At 31.7% G+C, this 15698-nt stretch carries 17 protein-coding genes and 2 pseudogenes; all 19 read left to right on the top strand.

Annotation, left to right across the window (positions count from 1 at the left end; translation table 11 throughout):
- The first annotated feature begins 71 nt into the window (after positions 1–71).
- The 19 genes and pseudogenes from BN3657_RS03955 (at position 72) to tet(M) (ending at position 15621) form a co-directional block, all read left to right on the top strand.
- Positions 72–845 (top strand): replication initiator protein A, encoded by a 774-nt coding sequence (locus BN3657_RS03955; protein WP_054251336.1) that lies wholly within the window; start codon positions 72–74, stop codon positions 843–845.
- A complete protein-coding gene (locus BN3657_RS03960) occupies positions 842–1669 on the top strand; it encodes an ATP-binding protein (protein ID WP_054251337.1) in 828 nt (275 codons plus the stop codon). Before BN3657_RS03955 ends, BN3657_RS03960 begins: the two co-directional genes overlap by 4 nt.
- Positions 1662–2147 carry a PcfB family protein gene (locus BN3657_RS03965; protein ID WP_054251338.1) on the top strand — a complete coding sequence of 162 codons (486 nt, stop codon included), beginning with the start codon at positions 1662–1664 and terminating at the stop codon, positions 2145–2147. Before BN3657_RS03960 ends, BN3657_RS03965 begins: the two co-directional genes overlap by 8 nt.
- Entirely contained in the window at positions 2144–2878 is a 735-nt protein-coding gene (locus BN3657_RS03970; protein ID WP_054251339.1) for a BRO family protein, read from the top strand. The genes BN3657_RS03965 and BN3657_RS03970 overlap by 4 nt, the downstream gene beginning before the upstream one ends.
- Entirely contained in the window at positions 2871–4667 is a 1797-nt protein-coding gene (locus BN3657_RS03975) for a VirD4-like conjugal transfer protein, CD1115 family (protein WP_062551870.1), read from the top strand. The genes BN3657_RS03970 and BN3657_RS03975 overlap by 8 nt, the downstream gene beginning before the upstream one ends.
- An 18-nt stretch (positions 4668–4685) precedes the next feature.
- Complete coding sequence (locus BN3657_RS03980; RefSeq protein ID WP_054251341.1) at positions 4686–4961, top strand: hypothetical protein; 276 nt, start codon at positions 4686–4688, stop codon at positions 4959–4961.
- A gap of 189 nt (positions 4962–5150) precedes the next feature.
- Positions 5151–5464, top strand: a pseudogene (locus BN3657_RS03985) (single-stranded DNA-binding protein).
- A gap of 1 nt (position 5465) precedes the next feature.
- On the top strand, positions 5466–5597 hold the full coding sequence (locus BN3657_RS03990) for a Maff2 family mobile element protein (RefSeq protein ID WP_000394205.1): 132 nt from the start codon (positions 5466–5468) through the stop codon (positions 5595–5597).
- A gap of 722 nt (positions 5598–6319) precedes the next feature.
- A complete protein-coding gene (gene ltrA, locus BN3657_RS03995) occupies positions 6320–8179 on the top strand; it encodes a group II intron reverse transcriptase/maturase (protein ID WP_062551871.1) in 1860 nt (619 codons plus the stop codon).
- Positions 8180–8489: 310 nt separating this feature from the next.
- Complete coding sequence (locus BN3657_RS04000) at positions 8490–8708, top strand: helix-turn-helix domain-containing protein (protein WP_004830100.1); 219 nt, start codon at positions 8490–8492, stop codon at positions 8706–8708.
- A 73-nt stretch (positions 8709–8781) separates the two neighbouring features.
- A pseudogene (locus tag BN3657_RS08690) lies at positions 8782–8901 on the top strand (conjugal transfer protein); the annotation flags it as partial.
- A 62-nt stretch (positions 8902–8963) separates the two neighbouring features.
- On the top strand, positions 8964–9482 hold the full coding sequence (locus tag BN3657_RS04010) for a ClbS/DfsB family four-helix bundle protein (protein WP_004830103.1): 519 nt from the start codon (positions 8964–8966) through the stop codon (positions 9480–9482).
- 224 nt (positions 9483–9706) lie between these two features.
- Positions 9707–10036 carry a GntR family transcriptional regulator gene (locus BN3657_RS04015; protein ID WP_255348613.1) on the top strand — a complete coding sequence of 110 codons (330 nt, stop codon included), beginning with the start codon at positions 9707–9709 and terminating at the stop codon, positions 10034–10036.
- Positions 10033–10914 (top strand): ABC transporter ATP-binding protein, encoded by an 882-nt coding sequence (locus tag BN3657_RS04020; protein WP_009346093.1) that lies wholly within the window; start codon positions 10033–10035, stop codon positions 10912–10914. The genes BN3657_RS04015 and BN3657_RS04020 overlap by 4 nt, the downstream gene beginning before the upstream one ends.
- 3 nt (positions 10915–10917) lie before the next feature.
- Positions 10918–11562: an ABC-2 transporter permease gene (locus BN3657_RS04025; protein ID WP_009346091.1), complete on the top strand. Its 645-nt coding sequence runs from the start codon at positions 10918–10920 to the stop codon at positions 11560–11562.
- Positions 11563–11569: 7 nt separating this feature from the next.
- Positions 11570–12481, top strand: coding sequence for a radical SAM protein (locus BN3657_RS04030; RefSeq protein WP_082676819.1), 912 nt, complete (start codon positions 11570–11572; stop codon positions 12479–12481).
- Positions 12453–13325 carry a conjugal transfer protein gene (locus BN3657_RS04035; protein WP_062551873.1) on the top strand — a complete coding sequence of 291 codons (873 nt, stop codon included), beginning with the start codon at positions 12453–12455 and terminating at the stop codon, positions 13323–13325. Before BN3657_RS04030 ends, BN3657_RS04035 begins: the two co-directional genes overlap by 29 nt.
- 274 nt (positions 13326–13599) lie before the next feature.
- A complete protein-coding gene (locus BN3657_RS04040) occupies positions 13600–13686 on the top strand; it encodes a tetracycline resistance determinant leader peptide (protein WP_011058339.1) in 87 nt (28 codons plus the stop codon).
- 15 nt (positions 13687–13701) lie between these two features.
- Positions 13702–15621, top strand: a complete 1920-nt coding sequence (tet(M), locus tag BN3657_RS04045) for a tetracycline resistance ribosomal protection protein Tet(M) (RefSeq protein ID WP_000691727.1) — start codon at positions 13702–13704, stop codon at positions 15619–15621.
- Positions 15622–15698 lie beyond the last annotated feature (77 nt).

Here is a 15698-nt window from a genome sequence, read left to right on the forward strand (position 1 = left end):
CCATTTTACACTTTCTACAAGAGTAGCTTAAATAAGGCTGCTCTTTTTTATTTTAAAGAAAGGAGGTAGGGATGAATTTTGATTATTTTTATAATAGGCAATCTGAAATGTATAACTTCATTAGGTTACCTATGGTATTAATGGAAGATGAGATTTTTGAGAGCATTTCTATTGAAGCTAAAGTTTTGTATTCATATATGCTTAATCGAATGGGTATTTCATATAAAAATGGCTGGATAGATGAAGATGGAAAAGTCTTTATTTACTACACAATTGAAAGTATAAAAGATCAATTTAATTGTGCGAGTGAAAAAGCAAATAAATTAATAGCTGAGCTTGATATTAAATCAGGGATAGGACTGATTGAAAAGAAAAGACAAGGACTTGGAAAGCCTAACAGAATCTATGTTAAAGACTTTATGAGCATATTTAATAATACGAAATTTAAAAATCAAGAAGTTCGAAAAACAAAATTCCAGAAGTTCGATAATCGAAATTCAAGAGATTCGAATAACGAAAGTCAAGATTTTCGAAAATCGGAAGGTAACTATAACAATATTAGTAATAATGAGTTAAGAAATAATGATTTTAGTAAGGGACAAAAGCCTTATGGAATATATAAAAATATATTTTTGACTGATGAAGAATACAAGGACTTAACAAATGAGTTAGGAAGCAGAATTAGTGAGTACATTGATAGATTATCATCTTACATGAAAGCAAATAACAGAGTTTATCAAGATCACAAGGCAACGATAATCAATTGGTATCTTAATGATCAGGCAAAAAATATTAATGACAAATCAACAAGAAAAATGAATTACGATATAGGAGAGAGTTTATGATAAGCTTAAAAGATTTTGTATTAAGAGAAAATGATATTGAAAGGAATGGACATATTTATTGTAAGGAATGTGGTAAAAGAGTCGATGGAGAATTACTTGACATTGGATTTACAAAGTTTATTCCAAGAATTAAATGTGAATGTGAAATAAAAAGAGATAAGGAAAATGAAGAAAGAGAAATATTAACGAGAATATCATCGCTAAAAAGAGATTGTTTTTCATCGCCAAACCAACACCAATATACTTTTGAGAGATTCTTAAATGAAGAAGGTCAATCTTACAAGGTTGCCTATAATTATGCTAAAAATTTTGAGCAAATGAAGGAAGACAATGTTGGACTTTTATTTTATGGAGATGTTGGCAGTGGAAAGACTTATCTTGCTTGTTCTATTGCAAATGAATTAATTGAAAGAGAACAAGTTAAAGTTAAGATTATGAATTTATCTCAGGTTATAAATCAAATACAAAAATCTGCATTTAAGCTAGATTCAAATGAAATTATAAATAAGCTATCTAATATTCCTTTGTTAATATTAGATGATCTTGGAATTGAAAGGGATACATCTTATGCAAGAGAACAAGTATATAACATTATAAACTCAAGATACTTAAAGGGTAGGCCGACAATTTTTACTACAAACTTATCATTGGAAATTATTCAAAATCCAAACATTGACCTTGAGTATCAGAGAATATATTCAAGAATACTTGAAATGACAATACCAGTTAAAGTTACGGGAGAAGATTTTAGAAGAAAAATCCATCAAGAGAAGTTAAGAAAATACAAAGAGTTACTTTTATATGGAGGTGGAATAGATGATTAATGAAGAAGTATCTAGGTCGAGTCTTAATCTTGAAGTAAGGCTTGCAAAAGCAACAAGTAAAACAATTCTTGATGCCTTAAAGAAAGTACACAAGCAAATAGAAGAACAAGGAGGCTTGAAAAATGTAATAAAAAATAATGGAGAAGAAGTAAAGCTAAAGGATATGGTTAAAAAGGGACAGTTAGAAGAAATTAATCTAAAGGATTCTGAGTTAAAAGAACTAAAGAAAATTTTAAATAAACACGGAGTGAAGTTTTCTGTTATGAAAGATAAGGAAACTGGTAACCACTCTGTGTTTTTTCAATCTAAGGATATAAAAGTAATGGAACATGCCTTTAAAAAAGCAGTTAAGACTTCTGAAAGAAAAGCCGATAGAAAAGATTCAATAACGAAGACTATAAATAAGTTTAAAGATATGGCTAAGGACAACATTAGTAAAGATAAAGTTAAAAATAAACATAAGGAGCAAAGCTTATGATAAGTAATTTAAAAACATTTGAAAATAAGAATTTTGGGAAACTCACTGTTATAGAAAAAGACGGTGAGTTTTTCTTTATAGCAAATGAAGTAGCAACTATGCTAGGATATGTCAATCCAAGAAAAGCTGTTTATGACCATGTAGATGAAGAAGATAAGGGTGTAACGAAATGGAACACCCCTGGAGGAATACAGAATATTTCAATAATTAACGAATCAGGATTGTATTCACTTATCCTCTCATCAAAACTACCACAAGCAAAAATATTCAAAGCTTGGGTAACTAGAGAAGTCTTACCAAGTATTAGAAAGAATGGAGGATATATATTAGGGCAAGAAAAGAAAACTAATGAAGATCTACTTGCAGATGCAATTCTGGTAGCCAATAGAATTATTGCCGAAAGAGAAGAAGAGATTGAAGAATTAAGACCAAAAGCAGATTATTATGACAAATTAGTAGATTATAACCTACTTACAAACTTTAGAAATACTGCCAAGGAGTTAGGAATACCACAAAATCAGTTTATAAGTTTTTTAATGGATAAGGGATTAATTTATAGAGATAAGAAAAAGAAACTCTTACCTTATGCAGATAAGAACAAGGGATATTTTGAAGTAAAAGAATGGGTTGATCCACTAGGTACACTTGTAGGCATACAAACATTTATAACACCAAAAGGAAGACACTACCTACTAATTTTATTAGATAGCGAAGGTTTCTACGATGAATAAGGTATTAGAAGCCATTCTTTCTGATATTAAAAACTTAATTAAAATAGACAACCCAAAGAAATTTATATTATCAAACATTCCCTATTTATCCTTTTTCTACATTGGAAATATTTTTTCTAAGCACATCAATTCTTATGTAGGAGGAGATATTATTGATAGAATAATGGTGGGAATTTCTGACATAGGAACTTTATCTTATATACCAAGCCTTAATCCAAGGGACTTATTAGTAGGTATTTCAGTTGCTGCCATTGTTAAGCTAATAGTATATAGCAAAGGTAAAAACAAAAAGAAATATAGGCAAGGCAAGGAATATGGATCTGCAAGATGGGGAGAAAGTAAGGATATTGCTCCATACATTGACCCTAAGTTTGAAAACAATGTTCTTATAACTAATACCGAAAGACTAACAATGAACTCAAGACCTAAAAACCCTAAATATGCTAGAAATAAAAATGTATTAGTAATAGGTGGTTCTGGATCAGGTAAAACAAGATTTTATGTAAAGCCAAATCTAATGCAAATGCACTCTTCCTATGTAGTAACAGACCCTAAAGGCACGCTTGTGTTAGAGTGTGGGAAAATGCTTTATGAAAATGGATATGACATAAAGATATTAAACACAATAAACTTTAAAAAATCTATGAAATACAATCCATTTGCTTATTTGAGAAGTGAAAAAGATATTTTAAAGCTTGTCCAAACTATAATTGCTAACACCAAGGGAGATGGAGAAAAGGCAGGAGAAGATTTCTGGGTAAAGGCTGAAAAGTTATATTACACTGCCCTCATCGGTTATATCTATTATGAAGCACCAGAAGAAGAAAAGAACTTTAAGACACTTTTGGATATGATTGACGCAAGTGAGGTTAGAGAAGATGACGAAACCTATATGAACCCAATTGATAGGCTTTTTGAAGCTCTTGAAAAGAAAGACCCAAGTCATTTTGCAGTTAAGCAATATAAGAAATATAAGCTGGCAGCAGGAAAAACTGCTAAGTCAATTCTAATATCTTGTGGAGCAAGACTTGCACCTTTTGATATAAGAGAGCTTAGAGAACTAATGAGCGAAGATGAATTAGAACTCGATAAAATTGGAGATAGGAAAACTGCTCTATTCGTAATAATATCAGATACTGACGATACTTTTAACTTTGTAGTTTCAATAATGTATTCTCAATTATTTAACCTACTATGTGATAAGGCAGATGATGTGTATGGTGGAAGACTTCCAGTTCATGTAAGATGTCTACTTGATGAGTTTGCAAATATAGGCTTAATTCCTAAATTTGAAAAATTAATAGCGACAATTCGTTCAAGAGAAATATCAGCAAGTATAATACTGCAAGCACAATCTCAATTAAAAGCAATTTATAAAGACCATGCAGATACAATAGTTGGTAACTGTGACTCTACACTCTTTCTAGGAGGAAAAGAAAAAACAACAGTAAAAGAATTATCAGAAACCTTAGGAAAAGAAACCATAGACCTATATAACACATCAGAAACAAGATCCAACCAAAAATCTTTTGGTCTAAATTACCAAAAAACTGGTAAGGAACTTATGAGCCAAGATGAAATAACTGTAATGGATGGTGGTAAGTGTATATACCAACTAAGAGGAGTAAGACCTTTCTTATCTGATAAATTTGATATTACAAAGCATAAGAATTATAAGTTATTAGAAGATTATGATAAGAAAAACTTGTTTGATGTTGAAGAGTATCTAACAAATAGAGATAAGGTAAAGTTAAAATCAAGTTATAAGATAAATAGGTTAAACATTTGAGTTTATGGAGAAAGCAAAATGTGCGAAAATAGAAAATCATCTTTAATTATATTAAATATAAATGGTGAGCAGTTTATTTTAGAAAGTGATACAGAACTCACAAGGGATAAGAAAAATTATATTGAAGCAATATGTGAGACAATGTACGATGAAAGTAATGAATGGTATGAAGATATATATGATATGTCCCCATATGATATAGCTGAGCTATTTGAAAAAACAGTAAAAGAAGAAGTAGGAATAACTGTTACATTTAAAGCGATAGACCTTGAAGTATCGATTTTAGAAGAATAGAAATAAAGTGTTGATAGGCGATAGAAATTAAAAACTCTATCGTCTTTTTTATACTCAAAATCAGGAGGTTAAGATGGTAAGGATAAGAAGTCCCACTTAAAACAATTTAATATATAAGACATTTAGCGATTGAAATATAAGTTCAGTCGCTTTTTTAATTGAAATTTTTAGATTAAGGAGAAGAAATTAATGGATAGAGAAATGATAAATATTAATGCAAATTTAGTTAAGGAAGCTGAATTTTCAGAATTTGAAAAAGATGGAGAAAATGTTCAAGTAGCAAATTTTGCTCTTGTAAAAAAATATGGAAAGGGCAAAGAATATACAAATTGCTCAGTATATGGAGAAAAGGTAGAAATTGTAAAAGAATTTGAAAAAGGGGATCTGATCCATGTCTTTGGATATTTCAAAGAAAACAAAAAAGGAGATAAGGTCTACAAGAATTTTATAGTTAAATCACTAAACAAAATAGAAAATAAGAGAAAGAAAACGAGGAGGAATAATATGGAATTTTTTACAGCTGGAGTTGGAGTTTTAAAGACACTTGTAACTGCAATTGGTGCAGGTTTAGGAGCATGGGGAGTTATTAACTTAATGGAAGGTTATGGTAATGATAACCGTGCGACACGTTCATAAGTGAAAAGCTTATGCACTAAGTCGAAGGACTGAAAGTTCAAAACTTAGGAGAACTAGCAATCTGATAGGTAGAATGACGGGGTAACGCCCTGAAATGCCTACACTGATACTCCGATTGGCAATGAATATTAGACTATTTCATTGTCAAAAGCTCGGTGAAGTCGGCAGAGAGTAGCCGTAAGACTGATATTAACATCAGACACGAAAGCTGTTCAGAGGTGGACGGTGCTATCTATATGTCGGGTGTCGAATACGCATGGTGAGAATGTGTATACCAAAGCACTGACGTACTTCCGAATGTAAGGGTCTAAACGTTTGAATTTGCCTAACGGCAATTCCCATCAAAGATGGGGTGTTTGTGGATGAGTAAGAATGGTTGTTATGAAAATCCATATATCGTTACAGGCGATATGGTGAAAACTAAACACAGGCTTAGAGGAAGAACCTAAACGTATTCAAAGATAAGATTGTCGGAACGTGGTAAGCCAAGAGCATGGAAGCAGTCTAATGCTAATGAAGTGTTGAATGGGAAAATGACTGAAAAAAACAGCATATAACTATTCTTTATCTCGGTGAAAGTGGTGGCACAGTACCTATGAAGCGAAAATAATAAGTTCGTGGAGGGATAGCCACCAGTCACAGGAAAGTACAAGAACTGAAATTAAGACAAACACAGCTTCGAGTATGACAAAGAAAATCAAATCCGAAAGGAGATGGTGACTGTGTCCACTTCGAAACAAACACTGAAACAAAACAAAATCCGTTATACGGAATACTATGACTTGCAAAAAGTCCTTGATGATTTATATGAAGATAGCGGTAATAATAAAGTATTTTCAAATTTAATGGAGTTGATAACTTCAAGAGAAAATATTAAACTTGCCTATCGTAGTATAAAAGGGAACAAAGGAAGTCATACGGCTGGGGTAGATGGCAGAACAATAAAACATCTATCAAGGCTAAATGAAGAAGAATACATTTCTCTCATACAAAAACAGTTTCATTGGTATAAGCCACGCCCTGTAAAGAGAGTGGAAATGCGAAAGCCTAATGGGAAAATTAGACCTTTAGGAATACCAACTATTGTAGATAGAATTGTACAACAATGTATCTTGCAAATATTAGAGCCGATATGTGAAGCCAAGTTTCATGACAGTTCCTATGGGTTTCGACCTAACAGGAGTACGGAACACGCTATTGCAGAATGTGCAAGACTAATGCAGATACAGCACTTACACTATGTAGTCGATATTGATATACAAGGATTTTTCGATAACGTATATCATGCAAAGCTCATAAGGCAGCTTTGGAATTTAGGAATCCATGACAAAAAGTTACTTTGTATCATTAAGGAAATGCTTAAAGCAGACATAGTTATGCCCGATAAAAAGGTAATTACACCAACAAAGGGAACACCACAAGGCGGAATATTATCACCGCTACTATCTAATGTAGTCTTGAACGAATTAGATTGGTGGGTTTCATCTCAATGGCTGACAATGCCTACGCATTATCCATATAAACAGAGAACGAACAGTCAAGGAACAGAGATAAAAAGCCATACTTACAGAGCTTTAAGAACAAGCAACCTAAAAGAAATATACATTGTAAGGTATGCTGATGATTTTAAGATATTTTGCCGTAATTACTACGATGCAAAAAGAACCTATCAGGCAGTTACAAAATGGTTGCAAGACCGATTAAAACTAAATGTGAGTGAAGAAAAATCTAAAATAACAAATCTAAAACAAAGGTATTCGGAGTTCTTAGGATTTAAGCTTAAGGTTAAACCAAAAGGCAAAAAGTTTGTTGTACAGTCGCATATAAGTGATAAGGCACTGAAAAATGCAAAAGAAAATATTTCTAAATGTGTTGCGGATATAAAAAGACCTGCAAACGAAAAGGAACAGTACAAAGCAATAGCCAAGTATAATGCCACTGTTTCAGGCTTGCATAATTACTACCAAATAGCAACAAATGTAAGTTTGGACTTTGCTAAAATAGCCTTTCACATTAAAAAGCAGATGAACAACAGACTTGATATTAAAACCAGTGGAACGCTAAACAAAGGATTTATCAAAGAAAAATATGGAAAAAGTAAACAAATTCGCTTCCTTAATGGACATCCGCTAATTCCAGCTGGATATATTAGGACAAAGGACGCAAAACACAAGAAAAAGGTTGTAAATAAATACACTGTAAAGGGCAGAGCTTTTATTCATAAAAATCTGCAAATTGATGTAGATACACTTGTTTGGTTGATGAGACATCCTGTACTTGATAAGAGTATAGAGTTTGCAGACAACAGAATCTCGCTCTTTGCAGCTCAATATGGCAGATGTGAGGTAACAGGTGTAAAACTTACACCAAACGATATACATTGCCATCACAAGATACCGCTTGAACAAGGCGGTACAGACAGTTATAGCAACTTAATTCTTGTTACAGAAGCAGTTCATATACTTATCCATGCAACAAAAGAAGATACAATCCAAAAATATATAAAAGAGCTTGGCTTAACGGTCAAGCAGATCGAGAAATGTAATAAGCTTAGAAAAATGGCAGGATTGCCACTAATTTAGAAAAAAATAATTTGTTACGAAGTGTGTAAGTCTTAGTTAAAACGTGAAAATCTTTCTTGTGATGGAACGCCGTGTGCGGTGAAAGTCGCATGCACGGTGTGAAGTGGGGGAAAATCCGGAGATAACATCAAAGGATTACCTATCACTATCTGGTGCTAAATCCCAAGGTATTAAGCAATTTATGGCAAAATAAGGACGGAATAACACAACAAATTCTCTAAAATAAATCACTAAATCAATGTAAGATTGAATGAAATCAATATTTATGCTATAATTAAATAAATCTAATGAACATAAAAAGAGGGATATTATGGCACTTAACTATAAACCATTATGGATACAGTTAGCAAAAAAAGGTTTAAAGAAAACTGATGTAATAGCTATGGCAGGGCTTACAACAAATGTTATGGCACAAATGGGCAAGGATAAACCAATTACATTTAAGAATTTAGAAAGAATATGTAAGGCTCTATCTTGCACTCCTAATGATATTATTAGTTTTGAAGATGAATTTGAACAAGAGATTTAAATTCTTATAGTTCTTTAAACTTGATTTATAAGGAATCAAAGAAAATCTTAATAAAGTTATCTAAAATTTTATTGAAATAACAGTAATGGATGGAGGCACGTGTATATACCAGATAAGAGTAGTAAGACTTTTACTATCTGATAAATTTGATATCACAAAACATAAGAATTACAAGTTACTGGAAGATTATGATTAAATATTAAGATATAATTATTTTTGGCAAAATATCTATATACAAACCATGGAGGTAGGCATATGAGGTCTTATGAAAGTAAGGAAGAATTAAAAAATGAGATTAAAAAAACTTTTGCAAAATATATTTCAGAGTTTGATAATATCCCAGAAGAATTAAAAGATAAAAGAGTAGACGAAGTTGATAGGACACCAGCAGAAAATCTTGCCTATCAAGTAGGTTGGACAGCTTTAGTATTGAAATGGGAAGAAGATGAGAAAAAAGGACTTGAAGTAAAAACACCATCAGATAAATTCAAGTGGAATCAATTAGCCGAATTATATCAATGGTTTACAGAAGCTTACGCTCATAAATCTTTAAAGGAACTAAAAGAACAATTAACAAAAAATATTGAAGATATTTATCTTATGATAGATGAGCTAACAGAAGAAGAATTATTTAAACCTCATATGAGAAAATGGGCAGATGAAGCAACAAAAACAGCAACTTGGGAAGTGTATAAATTTATTCATGTAAATACAGTAGCACCATTTGGTACATTTAGAACTAAGGTTAGAAAATGGAAGAAATTAGTACTTTAGTAACATAAATTTGACGTATATTAGAATAATTTGATTTAGACGATAGAAATTAAAACTATATCGTCTTTTTTTATACTCAAAATTGGGAAATTAAGGGGGTTGAAAAAAATTTTTATTGGTGGTATTATTAAAATAACAAGTACACATAAGTACACTTCTGAAACAGGAGGTGCAATATCAATATTATAATAAATACCGATTCTAGCGAACCGATTTATGAACAAATCGAAAATCAGATAAAAAAACAAATTATGAATGAAGATTTGAAAACTGGAGATTCTATACCATCTATGAGAGTATTGGCTAGAAATCTTAAGGTAGCTGTAATTACAGTTCAAAAGGCTTATGAAAATTTACAAAAAGATGGATTTATTGAAACTATTCATGGCAAAGGCAGTTTTATATCAGCAAGAAATATTGAATTACAAAAAATAGAAACATATAAAGAAGTGGAAGATTTAGCTAAGAAAATTGTCAAGAGCATACAATCAAGTTCTATTTCAATAGATGATTTGATAGATTTAATAAAAAAGATATATGAGGAGGGGCAATGATGGATTCATATGAAAATAAATTAGCATTAAGGGTATCTGGATTAAATAAAAAGAATAAAACAAATGATTTTTCTTTGAAAAATATAAATATTGAAGTACCTTATGGATCTATTGTAGGAAATATAGGAAGAAATGGAGCGGGGAAAAGTACTACTATTTCTTGTATACTTGGAATGTTTCAAAAAGATGATGGAAAAATAGAGATATTTGGTACTGAAGATTGTAATCAAGTAGATATTAAAAAACACATAGGTGTTGTTTTAGATGACCCAAACTTTTCATTATTATTAACGCCTAATGAGATAAATGAGGTAATGAAATTTAATTATAGTAATTGGGAAGAAGATAGTTTTAAAAATTATTTGAATCGATTTAATTTGCCAATAGACAAGAAAACTAAGCAATTTTCATTTGGAATGAAAAAAAAGTTATCGTTGGCTATAGCATTGTCTCATGAAACAAAACTTCTCATATTAGATGAAATTACTTCAGGGTTAGACCCAGTAAGTAGAGATGAGATTTTATGTATATTATTAGAATTTATAGAAAACCCAGAACACTCGGTATATATATCATCACATATTACAACAGACTTGGAAAAAATAGCTGATTATATAGTTTTTATGGATAATGGTAAAGTCGTGTTGAGCGAAGAAAAAGATGAATTGTTATATAACTATGGGATACTTCGTTGTAATGATACGGATTTAGAAAAAGTCGATAAAACAGACATAATTTCATATAGGAGAGAATATGGGAGAGTAAATATTTTAGTAAAAGATATATCGAAGATAAAGAATAAGTATAAAGAATTTGTTGTAAATAAACCTAATTTTGATGAAATTTTGCTGATTTTGACAGAGGGAGGAGAATCCTAATATATGAAAGGTCTATTATTAGAAATATATTATAAAAATATTAAAAACATATGTGTAATGAATGCGTTTTTGCTTACAATTTGGATTTTGATAAATCTTTTTTCTAGCACGCAAATGCTTGTTTTTGCATATTGCGCAGTTGTAATATTCTCCAACAGTTTATTAATACTTTTATCACAGAGAAAAGATTATGATTTAAAATTGTATAAATACGAGTTCATGTTACCGATAAAAAAGAAAAACATAATTTTGTCAAAATATGTAAGTCAAATAGTTATTATTTTTCTGTCTGTATTAATGTTAGTAATCCTGAATTATATATCAATTCATGCAGGTAAGCATTATTTTGATTATGGTTTTTCGGATTTTATTATTTTATTAAATATTTTGTTAGCTTTTATTCTACAAATGGTATCAATATTTTACTTGGCTTTGTACTTTATTGATTTAGATAAAGGTGATTTGTGGTTAGTAATAGGGCTAATTGGCTCTATTGTGCTTGTAGCTATAGAGATATTTGTGGTTAATAAACTTGGATTTTCTAAGTCAGGTGGAAATGTTGCACTTTGTGTAATATATTTGATGTTATTAATAACATCATGCGTATTGAATTCAAAAAGAATGGAAAATCTAAAATTAGATACTTAGGAGGAAAATGATGGCTATAGCAGACATAAATTCAATACTTAGTAGATCATTTCGAAATGATAGGATTTCTAAAATATCATGGGAAAAAGGTAATTATTTAAATGTAACTATGTGTGTAACAGAAGAATGTAATCTGGAATGTACATATTGTTATATGGTTGGGAAGAATAATTTCAAAAAGATGACATTTGAAACAGCCAAAAAAATAGTAGACTTTATTGTGAATGATCCATATTGTAATAACTTATCAGATAATTTATTGATTGATTTTATTGGTGGAGAACCATTATTAGAAATGGAATTGATAGATAAAATAAGCGATTATATCTGTCTGTTGCTATATAGCAAAAGGCATAAATGGTTTAATAATCTTCAATTTTCCTTTTCCACAAATGGGACATTATATGATTCAAAAATAATGGAAGATTATTTAAAAAAGCACAGGTATCATGCTGGATTTGGATTCAGTATTGATGGAACTAAAGAAAAACATGATTTAACAAGAATTACTAGGGATGGAAAAGGTTCTTATGACAAGGTTATTAAATCGTTTTACAAATACAAACAAGACTATGAGGATGAAATATTTCAAAAATCGACATTTTCAAGTGAGGATTTAGTATATCTAAAAGATAGTATAATTCACTTATGGGATCTTGGATTTAAAAATGTTGAGTCGAATTTAGTTTATGAAGATGTTTGGAAAGAAGAAGATCCAAGTATATTTGAAAATCAACTTAAAGAACTTGCGGATTACATGTTTGAAAGTGGTAGATATTTGACCCATAGTGTAGCGTATTTTGAAAAAAGAAGAGGGTTACCACTTGCTAGTAATTCGTTGAATCAAAATAGGTGTGGAGCTGGATATAAGAGCTTAGCATTTGATACAGATGGGAATATTTATCCGTGTATACTATAAGGTCAATCCTCATAAAAAGGTTGTGATTGCCTTGTGGGTACTTTTAGGGCTTAGTTTCAGCTTTGCGATATTCAAGCACTTTACAGCTATTGATACTCATACTATTCACGAAACAACTATCATAGAAAAGGAATACGTTGATACTCATCATGTAGAAAATTTTGTAGAGAACTTTGCGAAAGTCTACTATTCATGGGAGCAATCCGATAAGTCCATTGATAATCGAATGGAAAGTCTAAAAGGCTATCTGACAGATGAACTTCAAGCTCTCAATGTTGATACAGTACGCAAAGATATTCCTGTATCGTCTTCTGTAAGAGGATTTCAGATATGGACGGTAGAGCCAACTGGCGACAATGAGTTTAATGTAACCTACAGTGTAGACCAGCTCATTACAGAGGGAGAAAATACAAAGACCGTCCACTCTGCTTATATAGTGAGTGTCTATGTAGATGGTTCTGGAAATATGGTACTGGTTAAGAATCCGACCATTACCAACATACCTAAGAAATCAAGTTATAAACCAAAAGCCATTGAAAGTGAGGGGACGGTTGATTCCATTACAACCAATGAAATCAATGAGTTTTTAACGACGTTCTTCAAGCTCTATCCTACAGCGACAGCCAGTGAACTTTCCTACTATGTGAATGACGGGATATTAAAACCAATCGGAAAAGAGTACATCTTTCAAGAACTGGTAAATCCTATTCACAATCGTAAGGATAATCAAGTCACGGTATCGCTGACAGTGGAGTATATCGACCAGCAGACCAAAGCAACGCAGGTATCTCAATTTGATTTGGTACTTGAAAAGAACGGGAGTAATTGGAAGATTGTAAAATAACAAATATTGGTACATGATTACAGATACTTTGTAATCATGTACTCTTTTTGATAAAAAATTGGAGATTCCTTTACAAATATGCTCTTACGTGCTATTATTTAAGTGACTATTTAAAAGGAGTTAATAAATATGCGGCAAGGTATTCTTAAATAAACTGTCAATTTGATAGCGGGAACAAATAATTAGATGTCCTTTTTTAGGAGGGCTTAGTTTTTTGTACCCAGTTTAAGAATACCTTTATCATGTGATTCTAAAGTATCCAGAGAATATCTGTATGCTTTGTATACCTATGGTTATGCATAAAAATCCCAGTGATAAAAGTATTTATCACTGGGATTTTTATGCCCTTTTGGGTTTTTGAATGGAGGAAAATCACATGAAAATTATTAATATTGGAGTTTTAGCTCATGTTGATGCAGGAAAAACTACCTTAACAGAAAGCTTATTATATAACAGTGGAGCGATTACAGAATTAGGAAGCGTGGACAAAGGTACAACGAGGACGGATAATACGCTTTTAGAACGTCAGAGAGGAATTACAATTCAGACAGGAATAACCTCTTTTCAGTGGGAAAATACGAAGGTGAACATCATAGACACGCCAGGACATATGGATTTCTTAGCAGAAGTATATCGTTCATTATCAGTTTTAGATGGGGCAATTCTACTGATTTCTGCAAAAGATGGCGTACAAGCACAAACTCGTATATTATTTCATGCACTTAGGAAAATGGGGATTCCCACAATCTTTTTTATCAATAAGATTGACCAAAATGGAATTGATTTATCAACGGTTTATCAGGATATTAAAGAGAAACTTTCTGCCGAAATTGTAATCAAACAGAAGGTAGAACTGTATCCTAATATGTGTGTGACGAACTTTACCGAATCTGAACAATGGGATACGGTAATAGAGGGAAACGATGACCTTTTAGAGAAATATATGTCCGGTAAATCATTAGAAGCATTGGAACTCGAACAAGAGGAAAGCATAAGATTTCATAATTGTTCCCTGTTCCCTGTTTATCACGGAAGTGCAAAAAACAATATAGGGATTGATAACCTTATAGAAGTGATTACGAATAAATTTTATTCATCAACACATCGAGGTCCGTCTGAACTTTGCGGAAATGTTTTCAAAATTGAATATACAAAAAAAAGACAACGTCTTGCATATATACGCCTTTATAGTGGAGTACTACATTTACGAGATTCGGTTAGAGTATCAGAAAAAGAAAAAATAAAAGTTACAGAAATGTATACTTCAATAAATGGTGAATTATGTAAGATTGATAGAGCTTATTCTGGAGAAATTGTTATTTTGCAAAATGAGTTTTTGAAGTTAAATAGTGTTCTTGGAGATACAAAACTATTGCCACAGAGAAAAAAGATTGAAAATCCGCACCCTCTACTACAAACAACTGTTGAACCGAGTAAACCTGAACAGAGAGAAATGTTGCTTGATGCCCTTTTGGAAATCTCAGATAGTGATCCGCTTCTACGATATTACGTGGATTCTACGACACATGAAATTATACTTTCTTTCTTAGGGAAAGTACAAATGGAAGTGATTAGTGCACTGTTGCAAGAAAAGTATCATGTGGAGATAGAACTAAAAGAGCCTACAGTCATTTATATGGAGAGACCGTTAAAAAATGCAGAATATACCATTCACATCGAAGTGCCGCCAAATCCTTTCTGGGCTTCCATTGGTTTATCTGTATCACCGCTTCCGTTGGGAAGTGGAATGCAGTATGAGAGCTCGGTTTCTCTTGGATACTTAAATCAATCATTTCAAAATGCAGTTATGGAAGGGATACGCTATGGTTGCGAACAAGGATTATATGGTTGGAATGTGACGGACTGTAAAATCTGTTTTAAGTATGGCTTATACTATAGCCCTGTTAGTACCCCAGCAGATTTTCGAATGCTTGCTCCTATTGTATTGGAACAAGTCTTAAAAAAAGCTGGAACAGAATTGTTAGAGCCATATCTTAGTTTTAAAATTTATGCGCCACAGGAATATCTTTCACGAGCATACAACGATGCTCCTAAATATTGTGCGAACATCGTAGACACTCAATTGAAAAATAATGAGGTCATTCTTAGTGGAGAAATCCCTGCTCGATGTATTCAAGAATATCGTAGTGATTTAACTTTCTTTACAAATGGACGTAGTGTTTGTTTAACAGAGTTAAAAGGGTACCATGTTACTACCGGTGAACCTGTTTGCCAGCCCCGTCGTCCAAATAGTAGGATAGATAAAGTACGATATATGTTCAATAAAATAACTTAGTGTATTTTATGTTGTTATATAAATATGGTTTCTTGTTAAATAAGATGAAATATTCTTTAATAAAGATTTGAATTAAA

This window comes from Peptoniphilus phoceensis (assembly GCF_001517665.2).
In the GTDB taxonomy this organism is placed as follows: Bacteria; Bacillota; Clostridia; order Tissierellales; family Peptoniphilaceae; genus Peptoniphilus_A; species Peptoniphilus_A timonensis.